The 18,540-nt window shown below is 68.4% G+C and carries 15 protein-coding genes and 1 pseudogene; 11 read left to right on the top strand and 5 right to left on the bottom strand.

Translation table 11 applies throughout. The annotated features are described in order from the left end of the window. Positions 1 to 163: 163 nt before the first annotated feature. Positions 164 to 607: a hypothetical protein gene (locus ACQPXB_RS30515; RefSeq protein ID WP_366581369.1), complete on the bottom strand. Its 444-nt coding sequence runs from the start codon at positions 605 to 607 to the stop codon at positions 164 to 166. Between the two features lie 93 nt (positions 608 to 700). Here ACQPXB_RS30515 and ACQPXB_RS30520 point away from each other — a divergent pair, with 93 nt between their 5' ends. Then, the gene (locus ACQPXB_RS30520) at positions 701 to 1,351 is read left to right on the top strand and encodes an RNA polymerase sigma factor (protein WP_432845316.1); all 651 of its coding nucleotides are present in this window, start codon (positions 701 to 703) and stop codon (positions 1,349 to 1,351) included. A 213-nt stretch (positions 1,352 to 1,564) separates the two neighbouring features. After that, complete coding sequence (locus ACQPXB_RS30525; protein WP_432845317.1) at positions 1,565 to 3,565, top strand: APC family permease; 2,001 nt, start codon at positions 1,565 to 1,567, stop codon at positions 3,563 to 3,565. Between the two features lie 69 nt (positions 3,566 to 3,634). Here the strand turns inward: ACQPXB_RS30525 and ACQPXB_RS30530 are convergent, their stop codons facing one another. Next, positions 3,635 to 4,015, bottom strand: coding sequence for a twin-arginine translocase TatA/TatE family subunit (locus ACQPXB_RS30530; RefSeq protein WP_432845318.1), 381 nt, complete (start codon positions 4,013 to 4,015; stop codon positions 3,635 to 3,637). 1,149 nt (positions 4,016 to 5,164) lie between these two features. Here ACQPXB_RS30530 and ACQPXB_RS30535 point away from each other — a divergent pair. From ACQPXB_RS30535 to ACQPXB_RS30550, 4 genes are all read left to right on the top strand, one after another. Then, positions 5,165 to 7,981, top strand: a complete 2,817-nt coding sequence (locus ACQPXB_RS30535; protein ID WP_432845320.1) for a Pls/PosA family non-ribosomal peptide synthetase — start codon at positions 5,165 to 5,167, stop codon at positions 7,979 to 7,981. Positions 7,982 to 8,051: 70 nt separating this feature from the next. Further along, positions 8,052 to 9,056: a TauD/TfdA family dioxygenase gene (locus ACQPXB_RS30540; RefSeq protein WP_366581357.1), complete on the top strand. Its 1,005-nt coding sequence runs from the start codon at positions 8,052 to 8,054 to the stop codon at positions 9,054 to 9,056. Between the two features lie 168 nt (positions 9,057 to 9,224). Further along, positions 9,225 to 10,820, top strand: a complete 1,596-nt coding sequence (locus tag ACQPXB_RS30545) for an acyl-CoA ligase (AMP-forming), exosortase A system-associated (protein ID WP_432845322.1) — start codon at positions 9,225 to 9,227, stop codon at positions 10,818 to 10,820. A gap of 141 nt (positions 10,821 to 10,961) precedes the next feature. Next, complete coding sequence (locus tag ACQPXB_RS30550) at positions 10,962 to 11,249, top strand: acyl carrier protein (RefSeq protein WP_366581354.1); 288 nt, start codon at positions 10,962 to 10,964, stop codon at positions 11,247 to 11,249. Between the two features lie 53 nt (positions 11,250 to 11,302). On the opposite strand, the gene ACQPXB_RS30555 is transcribed toward ACQPXB_RS30550, so the two are convergent. Next, positions 11,303 to 12,550, bottom strand: a complete 1,248-nt coding sequence (locus tag ACQPXB_RS30555; RefSeq protein ID WP_432845323.1) for a serine hydrolase domain-containing protein — start codon at positions 12,548 to 12,550, stop codon at positions 11,303 to 11,305. 371 nt (positions 12,551 to 12,921) lie between these two features. Here ACQPXB_RS30555 and ACQPXB_RS30560 point away from each other — a divergent pair, with 371 nt between their 5' ends. After that, entirely contained in the window at positions 12,922 to 14,421 is a 1,500-nt protein-coding gene (locus ACQPXB_RS30560) for an FAD-dependent oxidoreductase (protein WP_432845324.1), read from the top strand. Positions 14,422 to 14,773: 352 nt separating this feature from the next. On the opposite strand, the gene ACQPXB_RS30565 is transcribed toward ACQPXB_RS30560, so the two are convergent. Together ACQPXB_RS30565 and ACQPXB_RS30570 are read right to left on the bottom strand one after the other, a co-directional pair. Then, entirely contained in the window at positions 14,774 to 15,016 is a 243-nt protein-coding gene (locus ACQPXB_RS30565) for a DUF6766 family protein (RefSeq protein ID WP_432845325.1), read from the bottom strand. A 92-nt stretch (positions 15,017 to 15,108) separates the two neighbouring features. Further along, positions 15,109 to 15,327 (bottom strand): annotated as a pseudogene (locus ACQPXB_RS30570) (hypothetical protein); the annotation flags it as partial. Between the two features lie 268 nt (positions 15,328 to 15,595). Between ACQPXB_RS30570 and ACQPXB_RS30575 the strand changes: the two are divergent. From ACQPXB_RS30575 to ACQPXB_RS30590, 4 genes are read left to right on the top strand one after another with little or no spacing between them, the layout of a single operon-like run. Further along, the gene (locus ACQPXB_RS30575; protein ID WP_432845326.1) at positions 15,596 to 16,228 is read left to right on the top strand and encodes a hypothetical protein; all 633 of its coding nucleotides are present in this window, start codon (positions 15,596 to 15,598) and stop codon (positions 16,226 to 16,228) included. Further along, complete coding sequence (locus ACQPXB_RS30580; protein ID WP_432845327.1) at positions 16,225 to 17,364, top strand: SRPBCC family protein; 1,140 nt, start codon at positions 16,225 to 16,227, stop codon at positions 17,362 to 17,364. The genes ACQPXB_RS30575 and ACQPXB_RS30580 overlap by 4 nt, the downstream gene beginning before the upstream one ends. Beyond that, positions 17,361 to 17,753, top strand: a complete 393-nt coding sequence (gene gvpJ / locus ACQPXB_RS30585) for a gas vesicle protein GvpJ (RefSeq protein WP_366581342.1) — start codon at positions 17,361 to 17,363, stop codon at positions 17,751 to 17,753. The genes ACQPXB_RS30580 and gvpJ overlap by 4 nt, the downstream gene beginning before the upstream one ends. Positions 17,754 to 17,758: 5 nt before the next feature. Continuing rightward, positions 17,759 to 18,538 (top strand): GvpL/GvpF family gas vesicle protein, encoded by a 780-nt coding sequence (locus ACQPXB_RS30590; protein WP_432845328.1) that lies wholly within the window; start codon positions 17,759 to 17,761, stop codon positions 18,536 to 18,538. Positions 18,539 to 18,540 lie beyond the last annotated feature (2 nt).

An 18,540-nucleotide genomic window follows, 5' to 3' on the forward strand; every position in this document is an offset into this window, starting at 1 on the left:
CGGCTGACTCCTCCGGGTACGCGCAACTCGTACGCATACCGTCCCCGGCCGAACCTGAGACGCGCAGTCGCCTGACTTCACGACGACTTCAGCGTCGATCCGGGCCGCGCACCGCCGGCCGCGTTCGGTGCGCTCGCACCGGACACCTCGCCTCCGCCGGCGGTCAGCTGACGGTGAGCTTGAGGTCCATGCCGGCTTCTTTGTGGGCGTCCACCGGACAGTAGATCTCGTAACTACCGGGCTGCAGGGTGACAGTCAGATCACCCGACTGGCCGGTATTCAAGGCACTGGGCAAGGTCTGATCGGAAACGCCTGGGCCGTCGATCTCGAGTGAGTGCGCTGTTTGGCCCGCGTTGACGGCGTGGAAGGTGTAGGTGCCGGGATGGAGGTTTTGAGTGGACAGGGCGATGTGGAAGTCGGTCAGAGTCGCGGTCACAGTCGTGCCCGCCGGCGCGGTCGCCGAGTGCGGTGCAGAGGGGGGCCGGCTGATCGTGCTCACCGGTCCGGGCGAGCCACCGCCCCCGCATGCGGTTGCCAATGCCGCAGTCATCACCAGGCCGAACGGCAGGACAACCCTGCCGACGCGGCGCGTGCCGGTGTTCCGCATGCTTACCTCCAAGCTCGGTGCAACGGGTCGTCGCAAGAGATACGAGCGCGCGCTCGTGCGGGATTGCGCGAATGCGGAATACAGTCGACAGACATGCCTCGGGAGGCCGAACTGGCACGCCCGAGCGCCTGCCGGGCAATCCCGCCGCTCGGAGGAGAAGATGTGGGCAGGATCGGCATTCCGGTCGAGCTGCTTCCTGACGAGACGCTGCTCGCCGGCCTCGCCACCGGTGAGGCCGAGATCGCCGTGGCGTTCGTGCGCCGTTTCCAGCGGACGGTCTACGGCGTAGGGATCGCCGTGCTCGGGGACAGCAGGCTGGCCGAGGACGTCGCGCAGCTCACTTTTGAACGAGCGTGGCGCCACGCCGAGATCTACGACGCCCGTCGTGGCTCGGTGCGCACCTGGCTGACCGCCATCGCGCACAACCTGGCCATCGACATGGTGCGCGCCCATCAACCGACCCCGCTGGACCCGGGCGATCTCGCCGCGCAGTTCACGGCTGTGGTGGACAGCCCCGAGCGGCTGGCGGCGGCGCACGAAGACGCTTCGGCGTTGCAGACCGGGTTGACCGCCCTGCCCGTGCCGCAGGCGCGCGCGGTGGTCATGGCCGGCATCTACGGCATGACCGCCCAACAGATCGCCGACACCGAACACATCCCTCTGGGCACGGCGAAAACCCGCATCCGGTCCGCGATGCGCAAGCTGCGGGGCTCGCTGGCCGCCGAACGAGTCGACCACGGCTGAACTCCGGTGCGCCCTCGGCCCGGAACTCGCCCTGGACCTGCCGGCGGGACTGCCGAACCGGTCATCGGGTTCGTGGCCGGGCGCGCAATCGGACGCTGTGCCACGCACCTGAGGACCAGGGTTGAGGTGTCTTGACGAAATCCCTACGCCGAGCCACGGATGTTGATACTTTCCTTACCCTGGTAGTCAAGACAGCGATGCACGCTCCGGTAGGTGTCAGCACCCGCGTCATGGCTCAAAAGGTTGGTGCTCGGACGGCCGTTCCGGAGCGACACCCTCGGCGAGACCCTGCTGCCCAAGTGGCTCGCCCTGCCGATCTTCGCCAGCGACCCGCTGTCCTCGGTGGCCTACGCGACCCAGCAGATCCTGCTCATCCTCAGCATCGGCGGCCTGGCCTACCTGAGTTCGGCGCCGTGGATCGGCCTGGCCGTCGCCGTGCTCCTGACCGTCGTGGTCGTGTCCTACCGGCAGGTCGTGCGCGCCTACCCCACCGGCGGCGGGTCCTATGAAGTGGCGTCGAAGAACCTGGGCAGCTCCGCCGGGCTCGTCGTGGCGGGGGCGCTGATGGTCGACTACATCATGACCGTCGCGGTCTCGGTGGCCTCCGGCGTCGACAACGTCATCTCCGCCGTTCCCGCGCTCAACAACTACCGCATCGGCCTGGACATCGGCTTCATCGTGCTGCTGGCGGCAATGAATCTGCGCGGAATCCGCGAATCCGGCCGCACGTTCGCCATCCCGACCTACCTGTTCGTCGGCGGGGTCGTGCTGATGATCGTGCTCGGGTTCACGCAGCTGCTCACCGGGCACGCCCCGGTGGCCCCAAGCGCCGGCTACGGCATCCGCCCCGAACAAACAGGCCTGACCGGCCTGGCGCTGGCCTTTCTTCTGCTGCGTGCTTTCTCCTCCGGCTGCACGGCCCTCACCGGCGTCGAGGCCATCTCCAACGGCGTCCCCGCGTTCCGCAAACCCAAGAGCGCCAACGCCGCCCGCACGATGACCGCGATGGGTGCGATCGCCGTCATCATGTTCGGCGGCATCACCGCGCTCGCGATGATCACGCGCGTCCGGGTCGCCGAGAACACCTGTGACCTCATCGGCTTCCAGGGGAACTGCGTCAGCGACCCGCAGCGAACCGTGATCAGCCAGATCGCCGCCGCCGTCTTCGGCGGCGACCAGTCGGTGCTGTTCTACTTCCTGCAGGCCGCCACCGCGCTGATCCTGATCCTCGCGGCCAACACCGCGTTCAACGGATTCCCGTCGCTGGCCTCGATCCTCGCCCAGGACTGGCACCTGCCCCGGCAGTTGCACACCCGCGGCGATCGGCTCGCGTTCTCCAACGGCATCATCGCGCTCGCGCTGGTCGCCGGGGTGCTGATCTTCGCGTTCGACGGCTCGACGACCCGGCTGATCCAGCTCTACATCCTCGGCGTCTTCACCTCCTTCACGCTGTGCCAGGCGGGTATGGTCCGGCATTGGAACCGCGAACTCGCCACCGCGACCGAGACCCGGCAGCGCCGGGCGATCCAGCGTTCGCGGCTGATCAACGCCGTCGGCGCGACGCTGACCGCGATCGTGCTCGTCGTCGTCCTGATCACGAAGTTCACCCACGGCGCCTACCTGGTCGTCATCGCGATACCGGTGCTGTGGGTGATGATGCGCGCGATCCACCGCCACTACCGCGACGTCCGCGAAGAGCTCCAGGCGGACGACGAGAGCGGGTTGTTGCCCAGCCGCGTCCAGGCGATCGTGCTGGTGTCCACTTTGAACAAACCCAGTCAGCGCGCGATCGCCTTCGCCCGTGCGACGCGACCCGACACCGTCACCGCGATCACGGTGGACGTCGACGACGCCGACACCCGCACGTTGCAACGGGAATGGGAGCAACGGGGCATGAAGATCCCGCTCAAGGTGCTCGAGTCGCCCTACCGCGAGATCACTCGCCCGGTGGTCGCCTACGTCGAGAACCTCCGCCGCGCCGGCCCGCGCGACGTCGTCTGCGTCTACATTCCCGAATACGTGGTCGGCCGCTGGTGGGAGAACATCCTGCACAACCAGAGCTCGTTGCGGCTCAAGGGGCGGCTGCTGTTCGAACCCGGAGTCATGGTCACCAGCGTGCCCTGGCAGCTGCACTCGACCAGCCGCCGCGACCTCCATCGCGTCCGCACCCTCCCCGGCGACACCCGCCGCGGCATCACCCCGCAGCGCCGCTGACAAGGACGACGCGACTTCGCATCGGGCGATCACCGCCAGCTCGCTGCCGAGCCGGTGTGGGGTGCGAGGTCAGGTGGCGTCCGGGTCGACCGGGGGCCGTTCACCCGGCTTCAACGGCGATCTGGCGGTGGCCACCGGGCCCGCGGGCGCGGTGTTGGTGGCAGCCGCTGAGTGTGGCTCGGTGAACGCGTCGTCGAGCAGGTAACGCCCGAGCGCGGTCTTCGGGTCGAATGTGCGCAGCGCTTGCAGCTCCTGCAGCGGTTTACGCAGCTGCTGGAGCTCCGGGCCCAGTTCAGCACGGAGCTGGTCTTGGGCGCCCGTGGCGAAACTGCGGATCTTGTGGATCGTCCGAGCGAGCCAGCGGGCTGTCTCCGGCAGCCGTTCGGGGCCGAGGATGAACAGCGCGGCGATCAACAGGACCGACAGGTGCTCCAGGCTGAGACCGAACATGCCACGCTCCCTCACACCCGCCGCGGTGCTGTTGCCCGCCATGGTAAGGGGGATGCTGTGGAATTCCTGTGATCATTCGCAGATACTGCGAATGAGACCGGTTACATGCCTTGCGTGGTGGCATCACGCGACCTCGTGTCCGTGCCGGGTCAGGCTCGTGCGCAGAACCTGACCGATAGCGCGGTCGTCGTCGACGACAAGGACTCGGCCGTGCCCGAGAATATCCGCGTTTCCCGATTCCGGGGTGAAGCGCGATCATTTTGCCTGGCACTAACCTGAGCGGACTGTTCGTTTGCCTGGGCAGACGGCGAAATCGGTTCACATTCGCCGGGCAATGCGTTTGATCGGCACGCGCCGGCCGGATCACCGGGGCGGCGCCGCGGCAGCCCGGTCACGTCGCGGGTGGCGGCACTCCCAGGCGTAGACAGCAAAATCGAAGATCCAATCGGCGCAAGCGGCGGCACAAAGCCTGGCCCAATGTCGCGATGTCTCCCGCGCGCGAGGGGCGCCGCCCGGTAAATTATCGAAGGCTTGACAGCCAGGCGTCGCTCACCACTAGTCTGGATTCCGGATATCAAAACAGATCTTCTTGAGCAGCCGGCTCCGATCTCCCGCATCGCGCGGGGGACATATCAAGAACGTCTTCGCAGGAATTTCTGGGTTGGCGGGGGGTTCAGTCACATGAGACACGGTTCGGCACCGCGAAGACTCGGGCGACGCCAGCGCCGCCCGAGAGCGCGCGACAGCTTTCACGGCACGGCCCAGCGCAATGCGCCGGCCATCGAGCCCGAGCGCGCCGCCCGACACCCGGCGGCGCCGGCGTCTCGACTTGCCGCCGCTCCTTCCACGATCTCGGCGCCGGCTCCCCGCCACGGGCCCGGTTCCGCATCGTACGGACGAGCACGGGACCGCCGCCGGTGTCGCACGATGCGTACCTGCATCCGGCGATCACACCGCTGTGCCGATGACGCGAGTTCCACAGCCGGCCACTTCACCGTCCCTGCTGCCGCGGCCCGCGCCGGTGTACGGCTACCCGTGTTCCCTCCCCCGCTCCGACAGCAGTCCAGGCCAGTGCGGATCGCGCGCATGAGTCAGGCCGGCTTGTCGCGCAGACCGCTCTGATTCCTGCTGATTCAAGAGGTTCACCAAATGGGAAACTCCCACGGCGTCCTGACCGCTGAGCCGGCGCACAATCCGACCACGCTCGCCGAATGCGAGCGGCTCTACGCCGAGATACTCACCGGCATCGTGGACACCGACCACGTAGCGGCCGACAGCAACTTCTTCGACGACCTCGGCGCCGACTCCATGCTCATGGCCCGCTTCTGCGCACGAGTACGCAAACGCCCCGAACTTCCCTCGGTATCGATGCCGGACATCTACCAGCACCCGACAATTCGGTCCCTCGCAGCGGCCCTCACCACCACGCCTGCCTCGCGGCCGGCAACCACGCTCGCCGAATGCGAGCGGCTCTACGCCGAGATACTCGCCGGGATCGTGGACACCGACCACATCGCGGCCGACAGCAACTTCTTCGACGACCTCGGCGCCGACTCCATGCTCATGGCCCGCTTCTGCGCACGAGTACGCAAACGCCCCGAACTTCCCTCGGTATCGATGCCGGACATCTACCAGCACCCGACAATTCAGACTCTTGCATCGGCCCTCACCACGACAACCGGCACCGAACCCGCACCTGCCTCGCAGCCGGCAACTCCGGCAGTTTCCCTTGACCCACCGAGATCCGCTCGCAAGGGCAAGTTCGTCCTCTGCGGGGCGCTGCAACTCCTGTTCCTTCTCGGCTATCCCGCCCTCACCGCGGCCCTCTGGGTGACGGGCTTCTCCTGGGTCTCGGCCAGCCCCAACCTGGTCGACGTCTACCTGCGTTCCGTCGCGTTCGGCGGTGCGATGTTCTTCGGCCTGTGCACCGTCCCGATCCTCGTCAAGTGGGTGCTCATCGGCCGGTGGAAGCCTCAGGAGATCCGCGTCTGGAGCCTGGCGTACGTCCGCTTTTGGCTCGTCAAAACGCTGATCCAGCGGAACCCGATGATGTTGTTCGTCGGTTCGCCCCTCTACGCGCTCTACCTGAGAGCGCTGGGCGCGAAGATCGGGCGCGGTGCCGTCATCTTCTCCAGGAACCTGCCCGCGTGCACCGACCTGCTCAGCATCGGCGACGGCGCGGTGATCCGGAAAGACTCGTTCTTCAACGGCTACCGAGCTCACGACGGCGTCATCCAGACGGGTGCAGTGAGCATCGGCAAGGACGCGCTCGTCGGCGAGGCGACGGTGCTCGACATCCGGACCTCGATGGGTGACGGGGCCCAGCTCGGGCACTCGTCCGCTCTGCACGTGGGTCAGGCAATACCCACCGGGGAGCGCTGGATCGGCTCACCCGCGCAGCGGGCCGTGAAGACGACCCAGATGACGGTCACAACACGCGACGTGGGCGCAGGACGACGGGTGGTCTTCTCGGCCGTGCAGCTGGCGAACCTGCTCCTGCTGGGCCTGCCGCTGACGTTCGGCATCGCGGACTTCGCGATCCCGCGGGTCCCGGAGTTCGGCCCGCTGCTGGACTCGGCACCGGTGTCGCTCACGACCTGGACGTTCTTCCGTGACGCGCTGGTCGTCTCCGCCGTGCTCTTCTTCGGCGCCATGCTCGTCGGCCTCGTGCTGGTGGGAACGGTTCCGCGCGTGCTGAACCTGTTCATCAAGCCGGACAAGGTCTATCCGCTGTACGGATTCCACTACTGGGTTCAACGCGCGATCACCCGCACGACCAACATCAGGTTCTACACGACTCTCTTCGGCGGAACTTCCTACATCATCTACTACCTGCGCTGGCTGGGCTACCGCCTCCGCGGGGTGCGGCAAACCGGTTCGAACTTCGGCGAAATGGTGAAGCACGACACCCCGTTCCTCAGCGCGGCCGGCAGCGGAACGATGGTCGCGGACGGGCTTTCCATCATCAACGCCGATTTCTCGAGCACCTCCTTCCGCCTGTCCCAGGCGTCGATCGGGCCGGACAACTTCCTGGGAAACATGATCGCCTACCCCCCGCAGAGCAAGGCGGGCGACAACTGCCTCCTCGCGACGAAGGTCATGGTGCCCCTCGACGGACAGGTGCGGAAAGGCGTGGGCCTGCTCGGCTCGCCCAGCTTCGAGATCCCACGATCGGTCAAGCGCGACAGGGATCTCGACGTGAGCAGCGCAGACGAGCTGCGCCGCGGCCTCAGGGCCAAGACCGTCTACAACACCATCAGCATGGCGCTGTTCCTGCTGGTGCGCTGGACCTTCTTCGTGTCCGTCGTGGTGGTCTACCTGGCCGCGGTCAACCTCCTGCACTTCGTGGGTTCGCTCGCACTCGCGGTCGCACTGGCCACCGCGGTGATCATCGTTTTCACGGTCGCCTACAACGTCGTGATCGACCGGCTGTTCCGGCCGCTGCAGGCCTTGGTGCCGCAGGGCTGCTCGATCTACGACCGCGCCTTCTGGCGGCACGAACGTTTCTGGAAAGTCAGTTCCCTCACCTATGTCCTCGCCTTCAACGGCACCCCGTTCAAGAACGTGATCTGGCGGTTGCTGGGCATGCGGGTCGGCCGCCGGGTCTTCGACGACGGCCTCCGCGTGCCCGAGCGGACGTTCACCACGATCGGTGACGACTGCACCCTCAACGCGGACACCATCGTCCAAACCCACTCGCAGGAGGACGGCGGATTCAAGTCGGACCGCACCACGATCGGTGCCGACTGCACCCTCGAGGTCGGCGCCTTCGTCCACTATGGCGTGACGACCGGCGACGGCGCCGTGCTCGCCACCGGCTCCTTCCTCATGAAGGGCGAGGAAATGCCACCGAACACACGGTGGGGCGGAAACCCCGCCACAGAGATGCACGAGCAACCGGGCGATCCACAGGTCCGAAAGACCAGCGAGGACAACGGCACCGCCGTAGTCGCGCGGTGTCCTTAAAGGACATTGCCGAGCCACCACGCCCGGACAGCTGAAGTCGTCCTCCGGTCGGAACTGAAGGGAGATCGAGATGTCGTCCTCGTCATCATTGCTGCTGGACGTGGATCTGCAGCCCGGCAGGGTGCCGATGCTGCGAGCCGGGACCACCGGCGACGGACCGAACTGGGCGGCCGGGCACCGCGACGCCTTGCGCGCCGTCGTCGCCGAGCACGGTGCGGTCCTGGTCCGCGGTCTCGGGCTGCGCGATGCGGCCGAGGTCACCGAGGTGTTCCGCGGGCTGGCCACCGCGGGCCTGATGACCGAGAGAGAGGCGTTCGCGGAGCGGCAGACCTACGCCGACGGCGTGTACTCCTCGTCGAAGTGGCCACCGAACCAGCCGATGTGCATGCACCACGAACTGAGCTACCGCCTCGAGTTTCCCGGCCTGATGCTGTTCGCGTGCCTGTCCGCGCCCGCCGAGGGCGGGGCAACCGGGGTGGCGGACTCGACCGCCGTGCTCGACGCGCTGCCCGGTGACCTCGTCGAACGGCTCGAGCGGGAGGGCTGGATGCTCGTCCGCAACTACAACGAGGAGATCGGCGCGTCGCTCGCCGAGGCGCTCGGCACCGAGGACCGCGGCGCTGTCGAGAGCTACTGCCGCGCCAATGCCATCGAGTTCGAGTGGCAGCCCGACGGCGGGCTGCGCACCTGGCAGCGCCGCAGCGCGGTGGTGCGGCACCCGGTCACCGGCCGGCGCTGCTGGTTCAACCAGATCGCCTTCCTCAACGAGTGGACGCTCGACCCCGAGGTGCGCGAGTTCCTGGTCGACACCTACGGCACCGACGGGCTGCCGTTCACCACCCGCTTCGGCGGCGGCGACCCGATAGGCGAGGACGTCGTGCAGCTGCTCAACGAGGTGTACGAGGCCAACACCATGCGGGAGCCCTGGCAGGCGGGCGATCTGATGCTCGTCGACAACATCCGCAGCGCGCACAGCAGGGAGCCCTTCACCGGACCGCGCGAAGTCCTGGTCGGGATGGCGGACCCGGTTCACCTGGCCGACTGCTCGCCGACCGTCGAGATCGACGTCGGATGACCACGTCGGCACTGCGCGCCGGCCGGTCGGATGCGCACCGAGGTGTTGCCGACTTCCGGTGTCCGGCACCCGGGCGATCCCGGCCCTGTCCTCCGGGCCGAGCCGGCGCGGGAGGGGGCTGAGCCTCGCCCGCGGCCAGGCGAACCGAACAGAAGGGAACCTTCCGAGATGATCATGCGGTTGCCGGACCTCGTTGCCAGGTCCGCCCGACGCGCCCCCGACACGCCCGCCCTGACCACGCGAAGGAGCACGATCTCCTACGCGGATCTGTTGGAGCGGACGGAGCGAGCGGCCGCCGGCCTGCACGATCTCGGGCTCGATGGTGGTGAGCGCGTCGCGGTCTTCCTGGACAAGAGGATCGAGACCGTCGTGGCGCTGCTCGCCTGCTCGCGGGCCGGTGGCGTGTTCATCCCGGTGAATCCCGTGCTGCGGCCCAGGCAGGTGAGGCACATTCTCGATGACTGCGCCGTGCGGGTACTGGTGACGTCCCCGGATCGGCTGCGGGCCCTGCGCGCCGAGCTCGCCGCCTGCAAGACACTCTCCCACGTCCTCGTGGTGGGCGACTCGCCTGGTGAGGACGAGGAAGCCCCTTACCGCGTGCATTGCTGGTCGGAGGTCGCCGAGCGCGCAACCCAGGCGGTGTGTCCTCCGACGGGTGGTGTCGACACGGATGTGGCCGCGATCCTCTACACGTCAGGCAGCACCGGGGCCCCGAAGGGCGTCGTGCTGTCGCACCGCAACCTGGTCGTCGGCGCGGAGAGTGTCAGCACCTACCTGAACAACACGGCAGAAGATCGCATCCTGGCAGTTCTCCCGCTGAGCTTCGACGCCGGACTGAGCCAATTGACGACCGGCTTTTCCGTTGGTGCCAACGTGGTGCTCGCCGACTACCTGCTGCCGGGAGATGTCGTCCGGCTGTGCGCGGAGCACCGCATCAGCGGGATGGTCGGTGTACCGCCGCTGTGGATCCAGCTCGCGGCCCAGACGTGGCCAGTCGAGGCCGTAGCCGGGATGCGCTACTTCGCGAACACCGGAGGGCGCCTCCCGCGCGTCACCCTGCAACGACTGCGAGCGATCTTCCCGACTGCGGCGCCGTACCTGATGTACGGCCTCACAGAAGCGTTCCGCTCCACCTACCTCGATCCGCGGGAGGTCGACCGGCGGCCGGATTCGATCGGCCAGGCCATCCCGAACGCCGAGATCCTCGTGGTCCGTGAGGACGGCGGCCTGTGTGGCCCGGGCGAGCCGGGTGAGCTGGTGCACCGAGGTCCGCTCGTCGCCTTGGGTTATTGGAACGACGCGCAGCGGACGGCCGAGCGGTTCCGGCCGGCACCGAACCGTGCAATCGAGCTGTGTACACCTGAGCTGGCGGTCTGGTCCGGCGACGTCGTCGTCCGCGACGAGGAGGGCTTCCTGTACTTCGTCGGCCGGCGCGACGACATGATCAAGACATCGGGGTATCGGGTCAGCCCCCAGGAGATCGAGGAAGTGGCCTACGAGACCGGGCTCGTCCACGATGCCGTAGCGCTCGGCCTCGAGGACGAGGCGCTCGGCCACCGGGTCGTCCTCGTCGTGACCCCCCGCGACCCCGCCGGCTTCGACCCGGCCGCGGTGACCGCGCGCTTGCGGCAGGAACTGCCCGGCTACATGGTGCCCGCCGAGGTGGTGGTCCGCAGCGCCCTGCCCCGATCGCCGAACGGCAAGTTCGACCGGGCAGTCCTTCGCCGCGAGCTCGCCGCCTCCCGCCCTCAGGAGCCCGCATGACCGCCGTCGCCCGCGCGCGCCCCACGATCAGCTCGTTCGCAAACGCCGACGGCTTATCGCGTTCCCGGACGTCCGGCACCGGGGAACTGTTGATGCAGATCGCAGGCCGTCGGGCCTGTGTGCCCAATGAGGAGGATCCGCATGCCTCGCTCGCCAGAGATCTCGCAAGCGATTTTCGAGGACGTCAAGGCCGTCGTGGTGGGCACGCTGGACATCGAGGACCAGGCCGATGACCTCGGGCCGGAGACGGGACTGTACGGCAATCTTCCCGAGCTCGATTCGCTCACCGTCGTCAAGCTCATTATCGCCTTGCGGAAACGGTTCGGGATCGAAATAGAGATCGACGAGATCGCGTGTGAAATCTTCGACACACTCGGGCGGCTCGCGGCGTTCGTGGAGTCCAGGGTGTACCGGCGGCCGCGCAGTTGAGTCCAGCGCCGGAAACGCTGAATCCACCGTCCGGCGCCGACCCATCACCTGCTTCACGTCGGGATCGGCACCGGCGCCGGCGGCAACGACAGTCCGGTGTAGATCTGGTTGAGCACGGTGGGCAGCAAGGCGACCGCCGTGGTCCGGCCGTCCGGGGCCAAGGTCAAGTCGGCCCAGATGGTGAGCGTGACGTCGTTGGCCGGGTCGTATCCCATGAACGAGTTGAACCCGGGACATTCACCGCCGTGGTACCACATCGCGGCGTTCGGCGCGAAACGCTGGTAGGAGATGCCGTACCCGTACTTCTGCCCGTCGGGCGCGTTCGGGTCCTCGGCTTGCAGGCTGCCTTGCCATTGCCGCTGGAAGTCGGCGTTGAAGACCTTGCCCGAGACCAGCGCCCGGATCCACGTCGCCAAGTCGTCCGAGGTGGAGATGACTCCTCCCGCAGCGGTGGCGTACGAGGGGTTCTGCCGGGTGTAGTCGTTGGGCTGCAGTGTTCCGGCCCGGGCGGCGGCCTGCAGGTCGGGCGGGTACGTCAGGTCGACGAGCGCGTAAGCGGTCCCGCCGTACATGTAACCGTGGGAGTAGCGGTCCGGGATGGAGGTGTCGGTGGCCGCGGGCAGCGAAGTCTGCCGGAGGCCGAACGGGCCGAACAGGCGCTGCTGCATCTGCTGGGCCAAGGGCCGTCCGTCGACCTTCTCGGCCACCAGGCCCAGCAGCGCGTAGTTGGTGTTGTTGTACTGGTACGCCGTGCCGGGCGGGAACTCCGGCGGGCGCCGGAAGGCGATGGCCAGCACGTCCTGAGGCGTGTAGACCTTCGCCGGATCGGCGTCCAGAGCCGCCGCCAGCTCGGGTGCTTCCGTGTAGTCGTACAGGCCGCTACGCATCGTCAGCAGCTGCGCCAGGGTGATGTTGTCGCCGTTGGGCACACCGGAGACGTAGCGCGACACCGGGTCGCTGAACCGGAGCTTGCCGTCTTGCGCGAGGAGCACGATCAGCGCCGACGTCATGGTCTTGGTGTTGGAGGCGACGCGGAAGTGGGTGTCCGCATCGGGAGGCGTGGTGGTGCCCAGTTGCGTGGTACCCACTCCCGCCGTGTAGGTGCCCTGCGGCGTGCGCAGCCGCACCACCGCCCCGGGAACCAGCAGCTCCTTGGCAGCGGCCGCCACGGTCGCCCGGAACGCGGCCGGGTCGATGGGCTTCAGCGCGGACTGCGCCGATGCGGAACCGGTTGTGGTCCCCGGTGCCGCCGACGTGCCGGGCGGCGGCGTCGGTGCGGACGGAGTGCACCCCGCGATCATCAACACAACAGCGGACGCGAGCCCGGCTACGCGCCAGGATCGCCGCTTCCTCCAGCGAATTCCTGTGTCACGCCGGCCCCCGGCCGGATGCACTCGGCATACCCTCATCGTGGGTATCACCGCCTCAGCCCCGGACTCGACTACCGCGCCGGTGCTGCCGGCACCGGACGATGGCCGTCATTAGAAGCCGAAAAGCCTATCAAGCCAAGCTTTCCGCACTCAATCCCCGGTGAAATCATGGCCGGTGCGCCGAAGCCGGGCACCACGACGAGCCCGCCGTCTCACGGCGCGGCGAGCCCGTCGGTGGTGACGGCCTGGCCGCCGGCCCGACGCCGGGGTTTGGGCTCACGCCACGGGGGAACCACCCGGGGATGACGGACTTGCCCGCCCCGCTGTCGTTGTGGATCGACACCGCGCCCGCGCCGGAACGCGGCTCGGGGCCGCCGCCGGCGTGGGCCGAGGTGGTCGTGCTCGGGGCCGGGATCGCGGGCCTGACCACGGCGGTGCTGCTGGCGCGGGCCGGGAAGTCGGTGGTCGTGCTGGAGGCCGACCGGGTGGCGAGCGGCGTATCCGGGCACACGACGGCGAAGGTGAGCGCCCAGCACGGGCTGAAGTACGCCGAGCTCGAGGCCCGCCACGGTGCGGACGCCGCGAAGACCTACGCCGGGGCGCAGTCCGCGGCGCTGGAGTGGATCGCAGCCGAAGCGGGGATCGACTGCGCGTTCACCCGCGCGCCCAGCTACGTCTACACGACGCAGGCGGGGACCGTCGACAAGCTCAAGAAGGAAGCCGACGCGGCCACGAAAGCCGGGCTCCCGGCGGCGTACGTGAAAGACGTCGAACTGGACGTGCCCGCCCTCGGTGCCGTGCGCGTGGCCGGGCAGGCGCATTTCCACCCCCGCCGTTGGCTGCTCGGGCTCGCCGCCGAGGTCGAACGCGCGGGCGGCACCGTCCTGGAGCACACGCGCGCGCTGGGCCTCGACTTGCGCGGCCGGGTCGTGCGGACGTCCGAGGGCGACGTCGAGGCCGACGAGGTCGTGGTCGCCACGCACTACCCCGTGTTCGACCGAGGGCTTTACTTCGCGCGGCTGGACCCGGTGCGCGACCTGGTCGTCGCGGGACCGGCGGCCGGCGACAGGGCGCCGGAGGGGATGTACCTCGACGCCGACACCCACCACTCGGTGCGCGCCTACACCGCCGAGGGCACCCCGACCGTCGTCGCCGGCGGCGAGCACTACCGCGTGGGCTCCGAATCGCACATCGAGGCGCGCTACGAACGCCTCGCCGCCTGGGCCGGTGAACACGCGGGCCTGCACCGCGTGACCCACCGCTGGTCCGCGCACGACCTGTCCACTTTGGACGGCCTGCCGTACGCCGGCCGCTATCTGCCCGCCGCGGTCCCGCTGTGGGTCGCCGCGGGCTTCGGACAATGGGGTATGACCGGAGGCACGGCCGCGGGTCAGGTCGTCGCCGCCCGCATCCTCGGCGAGGACCACCCCGCCGCCGCCCTGTTCGACCCCAACCGCTTCGACGCGCGCTCGGTGCTCAGCCTCGCCGAAGACGCCTTCGAGGTCGGCCGCCACCTCGTCGGCGACCACGTGTCCGTGCTGCAGCAGGGCCGCTCCCTGAACCAGGTGCGGCCTGGCCAGGGCGCCGTGGTCCGGGTGGGCGCCGAGCTCGTCGCCGCCTACCGCGCCGAAAACGGCGACCTGCACACCGTCGAGGCGCACTGCACGCACCTCGGCTGCCTGGTGACCTTCAACGACGCGGAACACACCTGGGACTGCCCGTGCCACGGCTCCCGCTTCGACCCCGGCGGCGCCGTCGTCCAGGGCCCCGCCGTCCGGCCGTTGCGCCGCCATCAGCGCTGAGCCGCCGCGGGTCACCTCGGGGACACGGACGCGACGGACACCCACCCCGAGGCGTGGTTCCGGTGGCCGCCGAGGATCTTTCCCGGGCAAGACGCGGCTGCAACGCAGCGTCCTCATCGGCACCGGATCAGATCGACGCCGCGGGCCCGGCGGCTTCCCCTGGCAACGACGCCGGGCCCGTTCCGGCACCCGGCCGCAGCACTACGCCCGCATCGTCAAGGTTCGTCGTCGACGGCGCGAGGACTTTGCGGTCGCGCGCACTCGTAGCTCTCGCCGGACGCTTCGCGGGTGCCCACCTCGGGACGATCACGCCGCAGGTCGCCGACCCCGGCGGCAAGACTTCGCCGCCCCATCAGCCTGACTCGTCCGTGACGTGGTGTTCGGTTCCGACCGGTTTCGGCTCGGGCGAGCCGCGCCGGCGGAGGCAGACGCAGAAGATGGCCACGCAGCCGATGGCGAGGAACCTCGACTGCCAGTTCTGGCAGGGTCGCACGTGGGGCCCGGCACCTGGTCGCGGTCGCTCTCCAGGCCGATCCTGCTCAGCGGGCTTCGACTCCGGCGAACCGCGTTGCACCAGCCACACCGTCGCGAACACGTAGAGGAAGAACTACAGATACTCCGACTGTCAGTCTCGGCGACGTCCACCGCGAACGACGACGACGTGAGGTACTCCCCCAGCCCGACCGTCTGGGCGCCGTGGGCCGGCTGGTGATCGTTGAAATCCGCCAGGCCGGACCAGGCCTGCACGAAGGTCCGCAGTCCCTGCACGGCCCGCAGCGAACGACGGGCAACACCTGGGGAGCATCGGCGCCGCAACCGTTTCCGTAGCCGTCGGCAGTCGGCAGTCGAGCCGGACGGTGCGTTGAAAAGCCGGGACATCGGGCCGGGCCGCATCGGTTCACACATTTTTCCCAGGGCCGTGAATCATTGAATTGTTCAAGCGATTTGCCCAAGAAGATCACGGGAAACGATCTTCGAAACCGCTTCCGTGAGCCTTTTTTGTCGTTGCCACGCAAGGAAGAAACACGTTTTCCATGATCCCATGTTTTCGCACCGAAGGATGCGGGTAGCTGATTTGGATGACGAAGTCACATTCCTGTTCGCGTCGATTTCGGGGGCAGCGTGCGGGTTGTGCGTGGGGACCTCGCAACCGCAAGAGTCAGGAGGAGCGGCAATGAAGGCAGGAACACGGATGGCGCTGGGCGTCGCAGCCGGTTATCTACTGGGGCGGACGAAGAAGGGGCGCCTCGCGTTGATGATCGCGGCCGCCGGGGCGAGCGGCAAGGCCGGGGTGTCACCGACGAAGCTCCTCCAGGATGGCCTCAAGCAGCTGGGGACGTCCCCGGAGATCGGCCAGCTGACGTCGCTGGCGCGCGACGAGCTGCTCAGCGCGGCGAAGTCGGCGGCGGTGACGGCGGCCAGCGGGCGGATCGAGTCGCTGAGCGAGCGCCTCCAGGACGGTGGCGCGCTCACCCGCGGCAAGAAGTCCAAAGCCGACGACGAGCACGACGAAGAGCCGAACGGTGAGGACGAAGCCCAGGAAGAGACCGAAGACGAGGACGAAGTCGCCGACGAGGACGAAGCCGAATCCGAGGAGGAACCCGAGGAAGAGCCGGAGCCCGAGAAGCCCCGGCGCCGCCGCGCGGCGAGCCGCCGCACGAGCGCTGACGACAGCGACACCGATGGCGAACGGCCGCGGCAGCGGCGGTCGCCCGGCCGGCGGGCCGCGGCGTCCGGTGACGGCGAAGGGTCCGGCGGCGCACGCACTGCCACCAAACGCTCGCCCGTCCGACGGACGAGGAAGTGAACGCAGTGGTCACCAAGACTTTGAAAAAGACCGCAGACAAAGCGACGGACACAGCCGGCAAAGCCACCGACACCGCCACGAAGGCCACCGGCGGGGACTCGAATGAGCTGACCGACGCCATCCGCGGGCTGGGCCAGGCGGCGATGAGCCGGGCAACCGGCGCGCTGACGAAAAAGATGTCCTCGACAGCCGGGCGGCTGACCGACTTCGCCGGAGGCGGGGGCGGTGGCCTGATGGAAGCGGTAACCGGCGGCAAGGGCGGCAGCATCAAAGGCCAGGCGATCAAGGGCGCGCTCAAAGGTGGCCTGTCCGGCATCGCGGAGAAGGTGAAGGGCGCGTTCACCGGCGGGGGCGGCGGCGGTGGCAAAGGAAACAAGATCAAGCTCACCAACATCGTCGAGGAGATCGACATCGGTGCGCCGATCGACCTCGTCTACGACCAGTGGACCAGGTTCACCGACTTCCCGGCGTTCATGAAGAAGGTCAACAACGTCGAACAGGTCAGCGACGAGAAGACCGAGTGGAAGGCGCAGGTCTTTTGGTCGCACCGCACCTGGGAGGCCGACATCCTGGAGCAGGTGCCGTACGAGCGGATCGTCTGGCGCTCCAAGGGAGCGAAGGGCCACGTCGACGGTGCCGTGACGTTCCACGAGCTCACACCCGACCTCACCAAGGTCGTGCTGGTTCTCGCCTATCACCCGCAGGGGCTGTTCGAGCGCACCGGCAACATCTGGCGCGCCCAGGGCCGCCGGGCGCGGCTGGAACTCAAGCACTTCCGCCGGCACGTGATGACGGAAGACCTGCTGAACCCCGACGACATCGAGGGGTGGCACGGCGAGATCCACGACGGGGAGGTCGTCGAGCGGGAGGACGAGGACACCGACCGCGACGAGAGCTCGCCCGACCAGGACGAAGAATCCGCCGACACCGGTTCCGACGAGGACGAGGACATGGAGTCCGAGGAGGAGCCGGAAGACGAGCCCGAAGAAGAGCCGGAGGAAGAAGAACCCGAAGACACCGACGAGACAGACACCGACGAGACCGAGGAAGACACCGACGAGGAGCCCGAAGAAGAACGGCCGCGCCGAGGCCGCGCCCGTGCGGGCGCCGGCAGAGGCCGAGGGAGCAAGCGATGACGACAGCCGTACAGCCGTCCGGTGGGGGAGGTGGCCTGGACCGCCCGAGTTCGAGCGGCCTCGCCGACGTGATCGACACGATCCTGGACAAGGGTCTCGTGATCGACGCGTACGTGCGGGTGTCCCTGGTGGGCATCGAACTGCTGACCGTGGATGCCCGGATCGTGGTGGCCAGTGTCGACACCTACCTGCGGTTCGCGGAAGCGGTGAACCGGCTCGACATCTCGGGCACCGAGCAGAAGGGCCTGCCCGACCTTTTGGAGGACGTGACCTCCGGCGGCGCCAAGGCCAAGACCCGCGGTGCGCTCGACGCGGCCGGCGACAAGCTGCGCGACATCCTCGGCGACGACGATGAGGAACCCGTGAGCCGCGGCCGGAAAGGACGGTGAGGCCGGTGGCCGCCGAAACAGACATCGGGACGGAGACCGAGACCGCGATCTACGTCTACGGCATCCTGCCCGCTGACGTCGAGATCGACGACGACGCGCGCGGAGTGGGAGATCCACCCGCCGAGGTGACCACAGTGCACAGCGGTCCGATCGCGGCGCTGGTCAGCGAAATCCCCCAGGACGCACCGCTGGGCCGGCCTCAGGACCTCTCGGCGCACGCCAGTCTGCTCGACTCGGCGGCCGCCGAGGTCCCGGTGCTGCCGCTGCGCTTCGGCGCGGTGGTCGCGGACGAGCGGGCCGTGGTCGACGAGCTGCTCGACGCGAACCGCGACGACTTCACCGCCGCGCTGGAACAGCTGGAGGGCATGGCGGAGTACGTCGTCCGGGCGCGCTACGACGAGCAGGCCATCCTGCGGGAGATCCTGTCCGAGAACGACGGTATGGCACGGCTCGCGAATGCGATCCGGGGCAAGCCGGAGGAGGCCACCCGCAACGAGCGCATGGCGCTGGGCGAGCACATCACCCAGGCGATCGAGGCGAAGCGGGCGGTCGATACGCAACTGGTGGCCGACGCCTTGGCCGAGCTGGTCGAGGAGTTCGCGCCGCGGCAGCCGACTCACGAGGAGGAGGCCGTGAACCTGGCCGTGCTGGCCGAGACCGACCGGGAGAAAGACCTCGAAGCCGCGATCGGCGAGCTCGCGAAGGAATGGGACGGCCGTGTCGGGGTCCGTCTGCTCGGTCCGCTCGCAGCGTACGACTTCGTCGTCACGCGAACGCCGGAGTGACG

Source organism: Amycolatopsis sp. CA-161197, assembly GCF_050942255.1.
GTDB lineage: Bacteria > Actinomycetota > Actinomycetes > Mycobacteriales > Pseudonocardiaceae > Amycolatopsis.